Origin of the sequence: Methanohalophilus levihalophilus, from assembly GCF_017874375.1 — an archaeon.
Classification (GTDB): Archaea; Halobacteriota; Methanosarcinia; order Methanosarcinales; family Methanosarcinaceae; genus Methanohalophilus; species Methanohalophilus levihalophilus.
This window is the reverse complement of sequence record NZ_JAGGLK010000003.1, coordinates 242,496-259,205: the sequence shown is the minus strand read 5'-3', so window position 1 is coordinate 259,205 and position 16,710 is coordinate 242,496. Positions and strand designations below refer to the sequence as shown.

Sequence of the window (16,710 nt, the reverse complement as noted above, 5' to 3'; positions counted from 1 at the left end):
AATTCCAAGAAGGTAAATTGTAATGAAAAAGCCCGGAATCTCCGAGTGTCGTGAGAATTCACGACATAACACAGCCCAAAGGACTTTAGGCCCGGTCTCGCATCTGGAAGAACATGTGCGTCCGGACTGGTGGAGACATATTTTCAACTCGTTGTACCTGAAGACAGATGCAGACGTCGTAGATGATGAAAATATAACGAAGGATGAAATTGATTTATTTGTTTCAGCTCTCAAGCTTGATCAGAATGAAAGGATAGTGGATCTCTGCTGCGGGCAGGGACGCCATACCCTTGAACTTGTCCGGCGCGGATATAAAAATGTAGAAGGACTGGACAGATCACGTTACCTTATCCAGAGAGCAAAAACAAAAGCCCGGAAAGAAAACCTGCATGTAAGATTTCGTGAAGGTGATGCACGGAAAACACCCTATGCGCCTGATTCTTTTGGTTGCTTGATGATCCTTGGGAACAGTTTTGGCTACTTTGAAACCCCTGAAGAAGATTTGAGAGTTCTTAATGAGGCAAAACGCATTCTTAAACCGCATGGAAAATTGCTTCTGGATGTTTCAGACGGATCATATCTGAAAGAACATTTCCAGCCACGTTCATGGGAGTGGATAGATAAGAACAGTTTTGTTTGCCGCGAGCGTTCACTTTCCATTGACGGACAGAAACTCATCTCCAGGGAAGTAATCGTTGATGACAAGAAAGGCGTTGTTGCAGACCAGTTTTATGCCGAACGCCTCTACACTGTGAAATCATTGACGGAACTACTTGAGAATGCAGGTTTTACAAACGTCGAGCTTGTGGGAGAGGTAGGATCAAATTCCAGAAGAGGCCAGGATCTTGGAATGATGGAAAAGCGCATCATTGTGGCTGCAACGATAAGGAAGGAATGGACTCCTGTCAGGAGCAAAAACAAAGCCAAAGCAAAGAAAGTTACAGTCCTCCTTGGAGATCCTGCAAAAGCAGATCCTCTTAAACCTTCAGGCATTTTTGACGACGATGATTTCTACACCATTGATTGTCTCAAGGGCGCATTGAGGGAAATAGAAGGCTATGAGTTCAGCTATCTTTCCAATCACAATACTCTCATAACAGATCTAGCCAGAGTATCCCCAAAAACTGATATTGTGCTGAATCTCTGTGATGAGGGATATGCAAACGATCCACGCAAAGAGCTACATGTTCCGGCAATTCTGGAAATGATGGATATTCCATATACCGGTTCCGGACCACAATGTCTTGCATACTGCTACGATAAATCTCTTGTAAGAGGTATTGCACGCGAGTTGGGAGTACCTGTACCCGAGGGCCTGATGGTAAAACCCGACGATACTTTGTTTGAACTTACAATGGATTTCCCCGTCATAGTAAAACCCAATTTTGGAGATTCCAGTTTTGGGCTTAACAGGAACAGTGTATGTTATACACATGACGAAGTCGTAAGGGCAATTTATGCCATCCGTGAAGGGCTGGGATACGATAAACCGATTCTTGTGGAAGAGTTTTTGACAGGGAAGGATCTGAGTATGGGGATAATCGGAACACCGCCGGAAAAGTACACAGTGTTGCCCATCTCTGAGGAAGATTACTCTGCCCTGCCGGATGATCTTGTGAAAATTTGCGGCTATGAAGCAAAATGGAAGCCAGATTCACCTTACTGGAACATCAAATCGGTTCCTGCAAACCTTTCTGCAGATGTGGAAGAAACCATTGTCGAATGCAGCCTGAAATTATTCTCAAGGCTGGAATGCAGGGATTATGCGAGATTCGACTGGAGACTTGATGCCAGGGGGAATCCGAAACTGCTGGAAGTTAATCCTAACCCGGGCTGGTGTTGGGATGGACATCTTGCGAAAATGGCTGCTTTTGCGAATATCACTTACCCGGATATGCTTGATCGAATTATAAAAAGTGCAGAAGAAAGAAATTCTGATCTAACGAGTGAAGGTGAGGACAGGAGCTGCAAAAACTAACTTTGTTAGGGGCATCATTGCCCCGCGTTCCGTTAACACAAGAACAAATTTATATAACTCCAAGGTCTATAATGAGGAATGCAGGATGTGTAGTTGCATCCCAGCAATCCGTTTTTTCTATTTGCGGCTGTGGTTTAGTGGCTATGACCTGAACTTCTTAGAAACTTTGGTTGCTATCAAATTTAGAGAGTGGACAAAATGAGCAACAAAAGCAATGAAAGTGAAAATAATAAGAAACCCCAGTTTAAATTCTCACCAATAATTAAGGAATTTAAAAATGATGAAGCTGTTATTCATTGGTTTGATGCAAGATTAAGTGGAAAAGCAGCTTCCACAAAAAAGAATGCACAAAAAGCAATGGGTATTTACATTCATTTTCTTCGAAATGAATATGGTGACGATACCTTAATGCCACAACAACTTATTGATTAGGGAACTAGAGAACAACGTAATGCTGATCTTCCAGCATACGCAAGATCATTGCCCAAACACATGAATGGAATAGTTAATCATATTTTTTACAATTATAAATCATCTACACAGGCACAAATATTGTCGAATATTAAAGCATTCTACATATCAAATGGAATGATTATCGATCCAAAAGCATATTCACCAAGAATATTAGATGATGATGGTGAAGAAATAGAAGAAGTAGATAACACATATTTCTTATCAAAAGATGAAATCCGATTAGGTTTAGGTGAATGTCAAAAATTCCTAAAAGCGTTTGCATTGTGTGAATTATCAAGTGGATTATCCAAAGTTGATATAACACAATTGACTGTTCGAAAATTCAGAGAAGGGTATGATCCAAAATATAAAATCTGCAAAATTGAATTTATACGACAGAAAATGAAAAATAAGCCGAAAAAGGCACATGTTAAACATCATACATATATTTCAACAGAAGCTTGTGAAGCAATCATTGATTATTTGGAATACCGTATGGGCTATGGTATTGATTACGATGATTTATCAAATAATATAAAGAAACAATATATCTATTCTGAAGATGATGCATTATTTTGTAGACCTGAACCACGAAATGAATTTCTGAAATATGTTGCTGATGGTGAATATACAAGAATGTATGAAGTTAAAAATAAAAGTGGTGTTAAAGGAAGACGTGTTAAGAAAAAGCAAATTTCACCTGATACTAGATTCCGTAAATTTGAACCAAAGGAATTGGATCGGTTCTTTGAGGATGCTTCATAGGGTTGTGGATTATGTGAAGAAGATCGATATGTGTTCTTCAGGTCGCATAATCTAAGGCGTTTTTTTTCAAATCAGTTGCATAAATCAGATAGTAGACAGGATTATAAAGATTACTGGATGGGACATTCAGCAAAATCTGCTGATTTCTATACTCAATTTGATGAAGAAATATCAATGTTTGAATACTTAAAGGGTATGAAATGGGTCACAATTTCTGCTGCTGCTGAAGCACAACACTACAAGAATACAGAACATCAAAGGGAAATTGAATACCTTGATAAGAAGATTAATTTGGTGGAATCAGCAGCTAACGTATTCATTGAAGAACTTAGTCTATCAATTGATGGTGATGAATATGAGTTGCGAGAAGTAGAAAATCAGCTTGAAAATAATGATATGCTATCTCTAGCGGATAAATTAACATACAAGCAACAAAAGCGCAAACTTGAAGATCGCATTTCGAGAGGATATAAAACACTTGAAAACAAAAAGAATGATCTTAAAATCGAGCTTGAACAATTGGAATATGAACGTCAATTAATCAATGAAAAGTATAAACAAGCGGATTGATGGAGTTTGAAATTCTCCATCATCTCTATTCATTTAGAACTTAACAGAATATCACTAATTTCTGCTATTACTTTTCCAGAATCAGTTAATTTTATTCCTTTTTCACGACCACTTCTGTTGGTTGAAACAAATCCATTTGTTTCTAATTTTTTAATAATTTGAGAATACTTATTTCGGTTTGATCCTGTGTATTCCATTTTAAGGCCATTTTTCACAAGTGATCTAAGTGAATTGTACTTTTATTTTCAGTAGCATTAATTGTTCCCAAAACATCCAATTCTATTTTGCTGGGAGGTTGCATTTTGAGTACCGGAATCTCATAAGCTTCCTTTACGCCCACTCAGCAAAACTGGTACCATGTTTTTCCAAAGCTGGAAGAATTGTAGATCCAGCCATAAATGATTCTGATAATAGTGGTTAGCAAGATTCTGTCGTTTCTCCATTCTTTTTTCATCATTATGCTTGTCAGGCATTTGTTGGCTATTGTCACTTGCCTTATCTTCAAGTGTGCCTGGATTTGCTTTGCTGAAATATTTAGCATTCAAATTACGAATTTCTTCATCTTTCTTTGCGATTATATTGGCAACGATCATTTCAGCCGCTGAAATTGGTTCATTACCTATATTGGTTGTATTCACATTACTGCTCAAAAGATTTGCAACATTCGTTTCAATGATGTCCATTCTGTTTGCAACTTCGTTGTCTACAGCTGCTGTAAATTTATTATCATCATTCAGTATGTCGTTTACAGTTGCAGCGATTCTTTCCGCTTTCAGTTTTTGATAGTAGTCTGGATTTAATCGATGGAAATCTCCTTTTTTAGTCAGGATATACGTCTTTACCTTCTTATTCTTTGATTCATGGGAAAAACTGAGATATCCACGACGCTTGAGACCATAAATTTCTGATTTGAAGTTGGATTTAGATCCATTGTATTTGATGAAGGTGCGTATATTCTTGGAAGTAGCTCTGGGCGCATTAGATCCATTTAGGGTATAAACAGCATTTAGTATCTGATTTTTCAGAAAATTGTCTGGATAGGTTTTCATAATTTTTTTCTCTGGTCTATACATAGTGAAGACTTATGAGTAAAATTTATTTTAAACTATAAATATTTTTAGTTTGAACTGTGTTTTGCTCCGTTTGCCCATTCATCTGATCAACTACAAGACTTCTTACAATAGTGTTTGGTGGAGAAATCGTCACGCAGAAAGCTCAAACAAAATATTCAAATCAACAAGTCAACCTTAATGTTTATATATACACATTTTTATATAAATGTTTTATATGAATACAAAAATAATTAAAAATGTCTGTTTATACATAAGGACATCAACGGATAATCACAAAGAATCGCCAAAAATCCAAGAAGAGCAATTACAAGAATATTGTAACCGTTGCGGATATGAAATTGTTGACAAATATGTTGATTTTGGATATTCGGGAAAGAACACTAAGCGACCCGCTTTTGAATTAATGATGCAGGAAGCAAAAGAAAAGAAATTCGATATGGTTATAGTCACCAAGATTGACCGATTTGCGAGATCCAATCTTGATCTACTCTTCCATGTTAAAGAGCTTCAGGATTTAGATATTGAATTTGCTTCTATAAGTCAACCCTTCGATACTTCTTCACCTTCCGGTACATTAATGCTTCAAATTATGGGTGCTTTTGCTGAATTCGAAAGATCCATGATTGCGGAAAGAATGAGAGAAGGAAGAGAAAAAGCAATTGCTAATGGTGTAATTTGCCATAGACCTAAAAAAGATATTGATTCAAAAAAGCTGATTGAATTGATTGATAAAAAGTTATCAGCAACTGCAATTTCAAAGTACTTTGGTGTTGCTCCTAATACCATTACATCAAGGCTTGATGAACTAGGTTATGTATATGAAAATTACAAATGGATCAAATTTGAAGAATCAATGGAATTCAAGCTAAAACAATATGAAGAAGCTGAAGCCTGAAATTGATGCATATAGGGATGGTGATAGGCTTCACATAGGGAATGTGTTTCAGGGCTTCAAACTATCCCTATATGGCGACACCCACCCCGAAAGAAATGTATCATTTCGTTTCTCGTACACCTGTCACATCGAAGATGTATCCATGCCTACATGTAATTAAAGAGTAAACATAAGAAATTCGACTGATAGCGATAATTCAAACAATAGTGTAAAACACACAATAAAAGAGGTGAATAATTGAACAATTACGAGCTAATCCAACATGAACCAATAAAAGAAGAAATATCAATATGTCCTGCATGTGGACACGGAAAAGATCCAGATAAAGAATTGTGTGTATACTGCTACACTAGATCCACAATTGGAGCTAGTAAATTTTTGGTCTTCAAAATAATGTATGAATCCGGTAACAAGTATAGGACAAGGCAAGAAATTCATACACTTGTAAATGAATGGAGAAAAGAAAACGGCAAGCCAGAAGTCAAGCTTGGAGCCGTCTATAATATTCTGAATCGATACGCACCACCAAATGGCTATAAAGATAAAAGCAAGAGGTACAGAAGGCGCAACCCAAAAATGTTGGTCAAGGATGTAAAAAAGAAAGGTGTAAATAAACCTATCAAAAAATACAAGCTGTCAGCAGGATTGGTAAAGCGATTGAAATATTTTGAAAATAATTGGCTTAATGGCTTCCACTTGAATGAAACGATAAAGAAAAAATTCTGCTCGCAAACAAATAATAGAATCCGCATTCAGGGAATTAAAAGAAAGATTGCAGCAGGGGAATATGAACCATACAAGTATATGGTGCTTCCAAGTATTGTTTATTGATTATCCCGACACATTTCACATCCTTTTTGAAAGAATCATTTCTAAAACAGACTTGCGATTGCAACTTCAATTAAAATTATAGTCCCAAACTCGATAGGTCAATAACAAAAATACTAGCATCAAAGGTGTTCAAGATTATTGGTGCAACAATCGCAACAAGAAATATGGTTCCGAAACCTTAATTTCATTTTCCATTTATACAGCAGTTATTTTTTCAAAGTGATGAAATATGATCTGTAGAAAATATTGAACGTTCCAAATTCACTGGATATCTCATCATGGATCGTGGAAAACTTATATATAAGGCTAGATATAAGCAATTCAAGGAGCAATCATCCGACTCTACAAGGTTGCAGTACATACGTGTTCTTGTGCAGGCGTTGCAGGCACACAACGCCCTTCTGAAAACTGAAGGGTCACATAAAAAGCATGCTATTTGTAATCGAACCTTCTATTTTAGCCCTAGCAAAAGCATAAAGCAGAAATATTAATTATCATCATACCATTGACTTCTAATGACAATTGAATAACTAAAGTTCCACCTGCTCACTAATTTCAGAGCGCATAATCACCTATTCATGGGAAAGGGTTTACTTATAATCGAATTAAAGAGAACAGTACCAGAAATTGAATTTGAAATAAGGAGTTTAACTAATGAAAACTCTGCTTAGCCTCATTACAATTCCAGAAAATAGAGTTCTCAATCCGCATCGAAGCGCACTGCTGGGTGCACTGTTTGCTCTGATATTGCTTATTCTTGTCTGGTGGCAAGCTGGACTCTGGTATGAAGAACAGTTGCTTGCTGAGCAAAGAATAGAGGAAGCAATCGATTTATCTTTACATGGAAATGCATTGTCATCAAGCCTTACCCACCGGTTTGCCATACTGGAAGGCTTGGCCTCATTTGTTCACTTTGATCCATCAGAAGAATCCTTGGATAATAATTTCGATGATTTCACAGAAGGGCTCTATTCCAGTACTGAAGGAATTCTTTATTTTTCAGTAGCTCCTGCTGGAATTCAAAAATATGTCTACCCGATTTCTGGAAATGAAGATGTGCTGGGTTATGATCTCATTAATGATGAACATCCTGATGTAAGAACCGATGTGCAGCGAGCAATCCAAACTCGCCAAATTGCCTTAAGTGGTCCATATGAATTGCAATCAGATATCCACAGTATGGTTGCAATAAAGCCTATTTATATAAATGATACTTTTTGGGGATTAGCAGTCATGGCTGTGGACATGTCACTTATTATTGAGGAAGCTGGACTTATGATCCCGGGTCATCCTAATATTGCAATAAGAGATGATACGGGCAATGTATTCTATGGAGGAAATCAGGTATATGACAGTGATCCTGTTATACAAAGCATCGAACTACCTGATGGTAATTGGGAGTTGGGAATAATTCCTACAGCGGGGCATACTACAATTCAAGATAAAATTATTGTATTCAAAAGTGCAGGTTTGATTATTGTAGTACTGCTAACTATGATGGCATATATGGCCATCAATCGCCAAAAGCGCCTGACACTTGCAGTTAAAGAAAGCACGAAAGAACTCTCAAAGGCAAACGAGGAACTTGTTTCGCTTACAAAAATGAAAGACCTCTTTACCGACATCATGCGTCATGACTTGCTCAACCCTGCAAATATAGTTAGGGGTTTCACTGATGTTTTACTCGATATGGAAAATGATGAGAAAAAAAATCAAGCTCTTCAAACAATTAAACGCAACAACGAAAAATTAATCGATATGATTGAATCTGCATCTAAATTTTCAAAATTGGAGAGTGTTGAAGAACTTGAATTTGAAGAAACGGACATTAGAGCTACTATTAATGAAGTTATAGAAAACTTCAAACCACAACTTGAAGAAAAGCAGATGCTTGTTGAGTTTGCAGCAAAGAAGGAATATAATGCAAACGCAAATCCTATGATAGAGGAAGTATTTGCAAATTTGATATCCAATGCCATAAAATATAGCCCATCCAAAAGTAAAATAATTATTGATGTACTTGATTCAGAAGATTACTGGAAAATAAAAGTGACAGACTTTGGGGAAGGGATTGCGGATGAGGATAAACCGAAGCTGTTCGAGCGTTTCAAGCGTGTAGACAAAAGTGGCGTTAAAGGAACAGGATTGGGGCTTGCCATAGTTAAAAGGATAACTAATTTACATGGAGGAAATGTCGGCATCGAGAATAATCCAGCCGGGCAGGGGAGTGTTTTCTGGGTAACTGTGAAAAAGTCACAATAATGTAAGATTATTCGACGCTGTTAAACATTTGTTCTCGGAGATTGGCAAGATTGGTTTAATGATCTGAGGATACTGGCGGAAAAGCTGAAATGAAGCTGCAGATGGAAATTGGAGACTTTATCCTATTATAACTCTGTTCAGAGACTATTCAAGCGGCTTATACAGTCCCTATTTTAAGTGGATAAAAGTGTTACTTGGACTAGCAAATACCTTGAACTTTGGAATATAGCTTGTGGAGCACGTGTCAGATTATGCAGGCTCGCTATCTATATAATATCCCCATAAGTACATTAATGTAACAAAGAGACGGCCTTTAGTAGTGGGACTGTCTCTAAAATTAAATAAGATGTTTTTTCATCTCTTCAAATTCTTCTTCGGTTATTTCACCATTGGCATATCTCATTTTTGCAACATCTAGTGCAGATAGTGTTTCTTCATCTGATTTTTTATTTTGCTCAGAAAGCCATTTCGCTAGCAAAACGATACCTATTATTATTAAAATCCAGAGAATTGATCCAAAGACCATATGGCCAGAACCATAATACCCTGTAATCCCATCTATGCTAGTTACCCCCCAAAAATTGTGACCATAAGTAGTTCATTTTTTATTTGTTATAGCTTTTACCACAACATATTTTTTAAATTTACATGCAACATGGAAATCGATTAGAGCTTCTGTTTGTGCATAATAAAAATGAATCTTAGCCTATGTAAAAAATATTGAACTATTCAAATTCTAGCAATCATATAGATCCCCATCTAGTCAAAAGTAATCAATATTGGAAAAAGTATATCTTTTTTATTGGTTTTTATGCCGGCTTTCATGTAAAGTAGTTGCTTCAGATAAATGAGCAAGAAAACTGTTTTTGGATCAAGGTCTCCAAAAAAGTGCTTTTAAGGCATAGTATGGAAGGCGAGGAGCCACCCACATCATGAATGACAAATACCCAAATCTTCCGGTGGAAATATATAGGAACTTGTTCAGCACGGACTCGTTAGTTGTCAGTATCCGGGCAGAAAAATTATCATATCGATGAAATAACCTAGAGAATATCAATGAGTATTTCAGGTTGCTTCCAAAGTCATCGTCGCATTTCCCCTGATAGGATGAGAGGAACTTTTGCGAGAAATCCTTATTCTGATGCGCCTCGATTGCAGTCTCCGCCGCAAAGTTTCCTGATTTTATGGCATAGGCTATACCCTCACCTAGGAAAGAATCAACATAACCGGCAGCGTCACCTGCAAGCATTATACGGTCGGCACACGTTCTCCTCTTAGCACCTCCTATTGGCAGGAAATGTCCTCTGGGCTTCACGTGATCAAAACCGAGTTTGTCGACAAAATTGTAAAAGATGCCCATCGGGTCCGATACACTGGAACTTATTCCACCAATACCGACCGAAAGATGTTCTTCTTTTGGAAATACCCATCCATATCCATTCTTGACATCACCAAAATGGAATTCACACTTGTTTGAGATGTAGTCGTCAACAAACTCATTTGAAGCATGGATCTCAGCCTCAAGCAAAAACGCAAGTTGTTCCTTACTAAAATTCTGCCTGACATTTTTGGCACATGAACTATGCACACCGTCTGCACCTATCACAACGTTGGACTTGAATGAACCTTCTGCAGTCTCTACCACAGCATAACCTTTTTGGACGTCCACTGATCTGACATGGGCGTTTTCCATGAGTTCTGCACCCTATTCTACGGCACACATGGTGAGATAACTATCGAATTTTTCCCTTGAGACCATCAGGGCAAGACACTCATTTGCCTCAGACTCGAGACACATATTCTTGTATCTCACTCTGGCACCAAAACATTTCCTCTCAATCAATGACTCGGGTATACAGATTCCAAGATTTGAAACTGTTTGCATGGATACCCCTCCGCCACATACTTTTACCCTTGGAAGTCTGCTCTTCTCAAGAAGCAGTGTCTTAAGTCCTGCTTTTGCTGTTTTCCGTGCTGCCGTTGCACCTGCTGGCCCCGCACCGACCACAATTACATCGTACATAAATCCTCAAAAATAACATTTAATTAAAAACAATTAAACATATTGACTTGAGCCAGATGAAAGGAAGGAAGGAAAATGTTAAAGATCCTTGGTAATAACAACTCTATAACCATCATCTTCCAATCCATCTTTACTGTCTGTAGCATGGCATGCTTCACATTGAATGCCTCTGAATTCCCATGAACCATTTATCCCTGGCAGGTTGTCCATCTTCCCATCATAGGATGCCCCTGTAGTATGGCAATTCTGGCAATCATATTCCAGTAGCTCTCCTGCATGAAAACAAATAATAGTTTTATTAAGCAAATGAGGAAAAATTTATTTGCATTCATGCTTCTGAAACCTACAATGTGTAAAAAATATGAATGAAGGATAGCAGCTTTTAATAGTAAAAGGGTGGACTTTTTTTGGTAACCGATTCTACCCGACAGTAACAATCTTTGTCACGTATGGACATTGAGAGTATTGATTTCTGAGGCAGAAACAATACTACAAAATTTGCAAAAATCAACTTGCTAATGAAGATTTCTAGATCATACAGGATCCATACACAAATCAAATAATGGAATAAAATGTTATCGTGGAGTGTAAAATATTACAAAAACCCCAATGAGTGCAATTAGTGCTCCAATCATTTCATACCTATCTGGATTTTCCTTTTCAACAAAAGCTCCCCAAAGAATGGATAAGACTATAAATATCCCACCATGTGCAGCATGCACTCTTCCAAAATGTGCCGGTTGCAAAGTTGAAATGATTCCGTAGATGGACAATAGTAATCCGCCTAACAATCCCACTACTAATCTTTTATTTTCTCGCAGCCACAACCATATTAAATATCCACCACCAATTTCAAATAACGATGCTAGAAAAAATAATGATATGGAAACCTTTGTGTCAATCATGCTACATCATCTTTCCTTGGCCAGTAGAATATTATCGCTGCACCAATAAGAATTGCCAAGATTCCCATTGTGTCATAGATATCAGGAGGAGTTTTATCAAATATCCAACCCCATAAGAGCGCCAGAACGGCAAATATCCCTCCATAAGTTGCATGTACCCTATGGAAGCGAGAAGGCTGAAAAGTCGGAACTATGCCATATAAACACATGGCTACAACTCCAAAAAATACAAAAATAAACTCTTTACTCTCACGTAACCATAACCAAAACATATACACGCCCCCAATTTCAAAAAGACCTGCAAGGATGAACAAAGGAATAGTAGAGAGAACACATCTGCTTTTGGAGATGCATCTAAATTCAATTTTTATCTTCATAGCAATTAATGATCGTAATGAACAATATAATGATTTGTTTTTTAGGAAAAAATACGAACTTGAAGTTATTCTAATTAGTTAATGGTAAGCAAATTAATCTTATTGCTATAGGTTCAGAATATTAACAAAAACCCATAACATTGGTTTTCCATTCAGATACTCAAAGAGTACATGTTGATAGCACCAATGTTGGGTCTTATCGAATCCAAAGCATTTTAGCAACTTAGTTATTTTTAAAAGGATCTGAGCTACATCTTGCGAAATTTTATTTACGATCCTTGTAGAACTCAATTACAAACTTTCACTGAATAACTTTTTATAAATCAAAGTAAGATTTGATTGTGGAAAGCAGTCTGCAAACATGGAAAGTATGTTTTTTGCAATACAAAACTCTGAAACACCATGATTCAGCAATTTGAATGTTATTAATCAAGGGGGAGGGAAAAAATGACACAACAATTAAAATCATTAGCTTTCAGCTTGGCTGCAGCAATAGTTGCTGCAATAGTAATGCTTTTACTCGGAATACTTGGAAATTTTGGAATTTACACGGGTGCTTTCGAGATGATGCAACAATGGCATATGTTCTTCTCATTAACCCCAACTGGCATAATTGCCGGGATGATCGAAGCTGCAATCATTTCATTTATTTTCGCATATTTGTTCGGGGTACTTTATAATAAATTTGCTTAATTAGAGGAGGCGTCAAAGGATGAAACCAGAAATGAGCGCAGCAGAAAATTACGATTCAGATGACAACATGCCTCATGATCACGAAATGCACGAGATGGAACATGAAGGTAAAAACCATCATGCAATGATGATGGAAGACTTCAAAAAGAGATTTATTGTTTCATTTATTCTCACGTTTCCAGTTCTTATCCTATCACCTGCAATTCAAACATTTTTAGGATTTGAGTTTAAGTTCTTTGGCTCAATTTTTGTTCTCTTTATACTTGCTTCAGTAATTTATTTTTATGGAGGATATCCTTTCCTTAAAGGGATCATTAGCGAACTAAAAACTAGACAGCCGGGTATGATGGCGCTTATTGCAATTGCTATAAGTGTGGCCTACTTCTACAGTTCTGCAGTAGTTTTTGGATTACCAGGGAAGTTCTTTTTCTGGGAACTTGTTACATTAATAGATGTCATGCTTCTAGGTCACTGGACCGAAATGCGTTCTGTCTTGGGCGCTTCAAGGGCTCTGGAAGAACTGGTAAAGATAATGCCATCCGAAGCTCACCTTATAAAAGATGGAGATACAGTCGATATTCGTGTGGATGAACTGAAGATTGGAGACAGAGTACTTGTCAAGCCTGGTGAGAAGATACCCATAGACGGGATTGTGATTGAGGGAGAAACCAGTGTTAACGAAGCAATGCTGACAGGGGAATCCAAACCGGTATCCAAGAAAGGCGGGGACGAGGTTATCGGGGGAGCAATTAATGGCGAGGGATCCATGCAGGTAGAAGTCAAGAAAACTGGGACGGATACATATCTGAACCAAGTTATTGAACTTGTTAGGACTGCACAGGAAAGTAAATCCAAGACACAGGATTTAGCAAACAAGGCTGCTCTGGTGCTTACAATCATAGCCATAAGTGTTGGTACAATAACTCTTTTGGCATGGTTGTCTTTTGGTCAGGAATTTGTTTTTGCTCTTGAGAGGGCAGTTACTGTTATGGTAATAGCATGTCCACATGCTTTGGGTCTAGCAATTCCCCTTGTTGTTGCAGTATCCACATCGTTGGCAGCAGGGTCGGGACTATTAATCAGAGAAAGACAAGCTTTTGAAAGAGCAAGGAATCTTCAAGCTATTGTTTTTGACAAAACCGGAACACTTACAGAAGGTAAGTTTGGAGTCACAGATATAGTGCCTCTTGCAGATACAGATATAGATGAAATATTGAAATTGTCTGCGTCTATGGAATCCAATTCAGAGCATCCCATTGCCCTTGGGGTAGTAAACAGTGCAAAAGAACAAAACTTTGAACTAGTTAAAATTGAAGATTTTAACTCAATTCCAGGAAAAGGTGTCGAAGGTTCGGTCCAAGGAAGAAAATTGAAAGTCGTTAGTCCAGGATATCTTAAAGAAAATGGAATTGAAATAAAAAATGAACAAGTAGAAAAGATTGAACAACAAGGTAAAACCGTTGTTTTTTTGCTTGAAGATGATAGACCACTGGGTGCGTTGGGACTTGCAGACATCATAAGAAAAGAATCAAAAGAAGCGATTGAGAAGCTTAAATCTATGGATATAAAGTGTATGATGCTTACTGGGGACAACCGGTTCGTTGCTCAGTGGGTAGCTGAAGAAATCGATCTTGATGATTATTTTGCTGAAGTTTTGCCTCATGAAAAATCTCAGACTATAAAAGAAATTCAGGAAAAGTATACTGTGGCAATGGTGGGAGATGGGGTAAATGATGCCCCTGCCCTTGTCCAGGCAGATGTAGGAATGGCCATTGGGGCCGGAACTGATGTAGCTATTGAAAGTGCAGATATAATCTTGGTCAGGAATGATCCTAGGGATGCGGTAGACATCATTACCCTTTCAAGAAAAACTTACTCAAAGATGTTTCAGAATCTTGTCTGGGCAACTGGATATAATGCTTTTGCTATTCCCTTGGCTGCTGGCGTTCTCTTTAGCTATGGAATATTACTAACTCCTGCATTTGGAGCTATTCTTATGAGTCTTAGTACAGTAATAGTTGCCATAAATGCAAAATCTCTAAAAATGAACTAAAAATGTTTTCAATCATAGATTGGTGAGTACTGAAATCGAAAATTAGGAAAATTTCGAGTATTTTACGGATATTTAGATTTTTAAAGAACCAAAAATGAATCGATATAAACCAAATAGTTTGACGCTAACTGGTGCTGTGTCTTTAGGCACTGGTGTAATGATTGGTGCAGGTATATTCGCAATACTGGGACAAGTCGCAGAATTAGCTGGGACATCATTTCCCATCATATTTTTTATAGGCGCAATTGTGGCTGCTTTCAGCGCATATTCTTATATCAAATTTTCCAATACCTATCCATCAGCCGGTGGAATTGCCATGTACTTGGAAAAAGCATATGGAAAAGGTGTAGTAACTGGTTTTGGTGCTTTATTGATGGCTTTTTCGATGGTGATTAATGAAAGCCTTGTTGCTCGTACTTTTGGGACATATACAATTCAATTGTTTAATATCGATCAAGGGAGCTTCCTTGTGCCACTTTTAGGTGTTGGACTACTTATCTTTGCATTCGCAATCAATATCTCTAGTAACCGCTTGATAGGAAAAATTTCATTCTTTATGTCTTTAGCCAAAATAGCCGGAATCTCTATCTTTGGAATTATTGGGCTGTGGCTTGCAGATTTTTCTTTTACTAGCACGTCTCTAGGGTCAATGGAAGCAACTACAGAGGGATATTTAGCAGCCGTAGCATTGGCTGTACTTGCTTACAAAGGGTTTACAACGATCACTAACAGTGGCTCAGAGATTGTAGATCCTCATCATAACGTAAGCCGGGCAATAGTTATTTCCCTAGCAATTTGTGCAACCATTTATCTTTTAGTGTCATTTGCAGTGGCAGGTAATCTTGCACTTCCTGAAATCATTGAAGCAAAAGACTTCGCACTGGCGGAAGCAGCAAAACCGGTTTTTGGCACCTATGGTTTGTGGTTTACCGTAGCATTAGCAATTATTGCAACTGTTTCAGGTGTAATTGCTAGTGTCTTTGCAGTGTCTCGCATGCTTGCCATGCTAACAGATATGAATTTAATACCACACAGACATTTTGGCATGCCAGGAGACATCCAGAAGCATACTCTTGTATACACAATTGTTGTTGCCATCCTATTAACAATCTTTTTTGATTTAAGCAGGATTGCATCCCTTGGAGCAATTTTTTATCTAGTAATGGATATTATTATGCATTGGGGTCTTTTGCGCAATATGCGAAATAAAATTAAGATCAGATCATATGTTGTTATTACAGCGATCGTTCTTGATGTAGTTGTTCTCGGTGCATTCTTGTTGATAAAAGCATCCACTGACATATTATTGGTTGTTGTAGCACTAACCATGATGGGTCTTATTTTTATTGGAATGAAATTATTTTTACAAACACATGCGATTGGAAGTACTCATAAAGTAACTTGATATAAGCCTATTTTTTTGCATTTTCAGCGTGATTTAACTATTGGTAATCTCAACATGCACATCCCAACTGATTTAAAATAATTTTCTTTATTTTAAGTTGTTAACAAACCTAGTTAAAAATTATAGTGTTGGCATACATCGTAGGAGAATTTTTACGGCCATTAAATTCAAATTTGGATTTCTACAAAACAGAATATTTAACAAATGGTATAATCATATACTGATATTGGGGAATGATGGTATAATGATGGATATAGACACAAAGGTGATTGAAGTTAAAGATCCTGTTTGTGGCATGAAAATTGACAAAAGAACTGCAAAATTCAAAAGTGAATACGAAGGAAAAACATACTATTTCTGTTCCCTTTCGTGCAAGAAAAAATTCGATGAAAATCCAGAAAAAGTGCATTTAGTTAGTTAATTGTCA

Annotated in this window: 19 protein-coding genes; 11 read left to right on the top strand and 8 right to left on the bottom strand. The window is 37.3% G+C overall.

From position 1 onward, the window contains the following. Window positions 1–22 precede the first annotated feature (22 nt). The 4 genes from J2755_RS08665 (at window position 23) to J2755_RS08650 (ending at window position 3,766) form a co-directional block, all read left to right on the top strand. Window positions 23–1,978, top strand: coding sequence for a methyltransferase domain-containing protein (locus J2755_RS08665; protein ID WP_209682057.1), 1,956 nt, complete (start codon window positions 23–25; stop codon window positions 1,976–1,978). 198 nt (window positions 1,979–2,176) lie between these two features. Then, on the top strand, window positions 2,177–2,410 hold the full coding sequence (locus tag J2755_RS08660; protein WP_209682056.1) for a hypothetical protein: 234 nt from the start codon (window positions 2,177–2,179) through the stop codon (window positions 2,408–2,410). 60 nt (window positions 2,411–2,470) lie between these two features. Next, window positions 2,471–3,196 (top strand): hypothetical protein, encoded by a 726-nt coding sequence (locus tag J2755_RS08655; protein ID WP_209682055.1) that lies wholly within the window; start codon window positions 2,471–2,473, stop codon window positions 3,194–3,196. A 117-nt stretch (window positions 3,197–3,313) separates the two neighbouring features. Beyond that, complete coding sequence (locus J2755_RS08650) at window positions 3,314–3,766, top strand: hypothetical protein (RefSeq protein ID WP_209682053.1); 453 nt, start codon at window positions 3,314–3,316, stop codon at window positions 3,764–3,766. A gap of 29 nt (window positions 3,767–3,795) precedes the next feature. On the opposite strand, the gene J2755_RS08645 is transcribed toward J2755_RS08650, so the two are convergent. Together J2755_RS08645 and J2755_RS08640 are read right to left on the bottom strand one after the other, a co-directional pair. Further along, window positions 3,796–3,963 carry a DUF6293 family protein gene (locus J2755_RS08645; RefSeq protein ID WP_209682050.1) on the bottom strand — a complete coding sequence of 56 codons (168 nt, stop codon included), beginning with the start codon at window positions 3,961–3,963 and terminating at the stop codon, window positions 3,796–3,798. A 120-nt stretch (window positions 3,964–4,083) separates the two neighbouring features. Next, window positions 4,084–4,815 (bottom strand): hypothetical protein, encoded by a 732-nt coding sequence (locus J2755_RS08640; RefSeq protein WP_209682048.1) that lies wholly within the window; start codon window positions 4,813–4,815, stop codon window positions 4,084–4,086. 238 nt (window positions 4,816–5,053) lie between these two features. On the opposite strand from J2755_RS08640, the gene J2755_RS08635 reads away from it, so the two are divergent. The 3 genes from J2755_RS08635 to J2755_RS11380 all read left to right on the top strand — a co-directional run bounded on the left by J2755_RS08635 (window position 5,054) and on the right by J2755_RS11380 (window position 8,827). Further along, window positions 5,054–5,734, top strand: coding sequence for a recombinase family protein (locus J2755_RS08635; protein WP_209682045.1), 681 nt, complete (start codon window positions 5,054–5,056; stop codon window positions 5,732–5,734). 237 nt (window positions 5,735–5,971) lie between these two features. After that, the gene (locus tag J2755_RS08630; RefSeq protein WP_209682043.1) at window positions 5,972–6,565 is read left to right on the top strand and encodes a hypothetical protein; all 594 of its coding nucleotides are present in this window, start codon (window positions 5,972–5,974) and stop codon (window positions 6,563–6,565) included. 654 nt (window positions 6,566–7,219) lie between these two features. Then, a complete protein-coding gene (locus tag J2755_RS11380; RefSeq protein ID WP_245312862.1) occupies window positions 7,220–8,827 on the top strand; it encodes a sensor histidine kinase in 1,608 nt (535 codons plus the stop codon). 337 nt (window positions 8,828–9,164) lie between these two features. Here the strand turns inward: J2755_RS11380 and J2755_RS08620 are convergent, their stop codons facing one another. The 6 genes from J2755_RS08620 to J2755_RS08600 all read right to left on the bottom strand — a co-directional run bounded on the left by J2755_RS08620 (window position 9,165) and on the right by J2755_RS08600 (window position 12,132). Continuing rightward, on the bottom strand, window positions 9,165–9,353 hold the full coding sequence (locus J2755_RS08620) for an SHOCT domain-containing protein (RefSeq protein WP_209682041.1): 189 nt from the start codon (window positions 9,351–9,353) through the stop codon (window positions 9,165–9,167). 345 nt (window positions 9,354–9,698) lie between these two features. Then, window positions 9,699–10,520, bottom strand: coding sequence for an NAD(P)/FAD-dependent oxidoreductase (locus tag J2755_RS08615; protein WP_245312860.1), 822 nt, complete (start codon window positions 10,518–10,520; stop codon window positions 9,699–9,701). Window positions 10,521–10,532: 12 nt separating this feature from the next. Next, a complete protein-coding gene (locus J2755_RS11375; RefSeq protein WP_245312858.1) occupies window positions 10,533–10,850 on the bottom strand; it encodes an NAD(P)/FAD-dependent oxidoreductase in 318 nt (105 codons plus the stop codon). Window positions 10,851–10,928: 78 nt separating this feature from the next. Further along, on the bottom strand, window positions 10,929–11,156 hold the full coding sequence (locus J2755_RS08610) for a multiheme c-type cytochrome (protein WP_209682039.1): 228 nt from the start codon (window positions 11,154–11,156) through the stop codon (window positions 10,929–10,931). 269 nt (window positions 11,157–11,425) lie between these two features. Next, the gene (locus J2755_RS08605) at window positions 11,426–11,755 is read right to left on the bottom strand and encodes a YnfA family protein (RefSeq protein ID WP_209682037.1); all 330 of its coding nucleotides are present in this window, start codon (window positions 11,753–11,755) and stop codon (window positions 11,426–11,428) included. Next, a complete protein-coding gene (locus J2755_RS08600; RefSeq protein ID WP_209682035.1) occupies window positions 11,752–12,132 on the bottom strand; it encodes a YnfA family protein in 381 nt (126 codons plus the stop codon). The genes J2755_RS08605 and J2755_RS08600 overlap by 4 nt, the downstream gene beginning before the upstream one ends. Before the next feature lie 447 nt (window positions 12,133–12,579). Between J2755_RS08600 and J2755_RS08595 the strand changes: the two genes are divergently transcribed. From J2755_RS08595 to J2755_RS08580, 4 genes are all read left to right on the top strand, one after another. After that, the gene (locus J2755_RS08595; RefSeq protein WP_209682033.1) at window positions 12,580–12,825 is read left to right on the top strand and encodes a hypothetical protein; all 246 of its coding nucleotides are present in this window, start codon (window positions 12,580–12,582) and stop codon (window positions 12,823–12,825) included. Between the two features lie 19 nt (window positions 12,826–12,844). Then, window positions 12,845–14,878 (top strand): heavy metal translocating P-type ATPase, encoded by a 2,034-nt coding sequence (locus J2755_RS08590; protein WP_394357566.1) that lies wholly within the window; start codon window positions 12,845–12,847, stop codon window positions 14,876–14,878. A gap of 94 nt (window positions 14,879–14,972) precedes the next feature. After that, window positions 14,973–16,283: an APC family permease gene (locus J2755_RS08585; RefSeq protein ID WP_209682029.1), complete on the top strand. Its 1,311-nt coding sequence runs from the start codon at window positions 14,973–14,975 to the stop codon at window positions 16,281–16,283. A 244-nt stretch (window positions 16,284–16,527) separates the two neighbouring features. Continuing rightward, window positions 16,528–16,704 carry a YHS domain-containing protein gene (locus tag J2755_RS08580; RefSeq protein ID WP_209682027.1) on the top strand — a complete coding sequence of 59 codons (177 nt, stop codon included), beginning with the start codon at window positions 16,528–16,530 and terminating at the stop codon, window positions 16,702–16,704. Window positions 16,705–16,710: the final 6 nt, after the last annotated feature.

What these genes read in the sequence shown, in the direction of transcription:
- J2755_RS08665 (WP_209682057.1), top strand. Translation starts at nt 23, where the DNA reads ATGAAAAAGCCCGGAATCTCCGAGTGTCGTGAGAATTCACGACATAAC.
- J2755_RS08660 (WP_209682056.1), top strand. Translation starts at nt 2,177, where the DNA reads ATGAGCAACAAAAGCAATGAAAGTGAAAATAATAAGAAACCCCAGTTT.
- J2755_RS08655 (WP_209682055.1), top strand. Translation starts at nt 2,471, where the DNA reads ATGAATGGAATAGTTAATCATATTTTTTACAATTATAAATCATCTACA.
- J2755_RS08650 (WP_209682053.1), top strand. Translation starts at nt 3,314, where the DNA reads ATGGGACATTCAGCAAAATCTGCTGATTTCTATACTCAATTTGATGAA.
- J2755_RS08645 (WP_209682050.1), bottom strand. Translation starts at nt 3,963, where the DNA reads ATGGAATACACAGGATCAAACCGAAATAAGTATTCTCAAATTATTAAA.
- J2755_RS08640 (WP_209682048.1), bottom strand. Translation starts at nt 4,815, where the DNA reads ATGAAAACCTATCCAGACAATTTTCTGAAAAATCAGATACTAAATGCT.
- J2755_RS08635 (WP_209682045.1), top strand. Translation starts at nt 5,054, where the DNA reads ATGAATACAAAAATAATTAAAAATGTCTGTTTATACATAAGGACATCA.
- J2755_RS11380 (WP_245312862.1), top strand. Translation starts at nt 7,220, where the DNA reads ATGAAAACTCTGCTTAGCCTCATTACAATTCCAGAAAATAGAGTTCTC.
- J2755_RS08620 (WP_209682041.1), bottom strand. Translation starts at nt 9,353, where the DNA reads ATGGTCTTTGGATCAATTCTCTGGATTTTAATAATAATAGGTATCGTT.
- J2755_RS08615 (WP_245312860.1), bottom strand. Translation starts at nt 10,520, where the DNA reads ATGGAAAACGCCCATGTCAGATCAGTGGACGTCCAAAAAGGTTATGCT.
- J2755_RS11375 (WP_245312858.1), bottom strand. Translation starts at nt 10,850, where the DNA reads ATGTACGATGTAATTGTGGTCGGTGCGGGGCCAGCAGGTGCAACGGCA.
- J2755_RS08605 (WP_209682037.1), bottom strand. Translation starts at nt 11,755, where the DNA reads ATGATTGACACAAAGGTTTCCATATCATTATTTTTTCTAGCATCGTTA.
- J2755_RS08600 (WP_209682035.1), bottom strand. Translation starts at nt 12,132, where the DNA reads ATGAAGATAAAAATTGAATTTAGATGCATCTCCAAAAGCAGATGTGTT.
- J2755_RS08595 (WP_209682033.1), top strand. Translation starts at nt 12,580, where the DNA reads ATGACACAACAATTAAAATCATTAGCTTTCAGCTTGGCTGCAGCAATA.
- J2755_RS08590 (WP_394357566.1), top strand. Translation starts at nt 12,845, where the DNA reads ATGAAACCAGAAATGAGCGCAGCAGAAAATTACGATTCAGATGACAAC.
- J2755_RS08585 (WP_209682029.1), top strand. Translation starts at nt 14,973, where the DNA reads ATGAATCGATATAAACCAAATAGTTTGACGCTAACTGGTGCTGTGTCT.
- J2755_RS08580 (WP_209682027.1), top strand. Translation starts at nt 16,528, where the DNA reads ATGATGGATATAGACACAAAGGTGATTGAAGTTAAAGATCCTGTTTGT.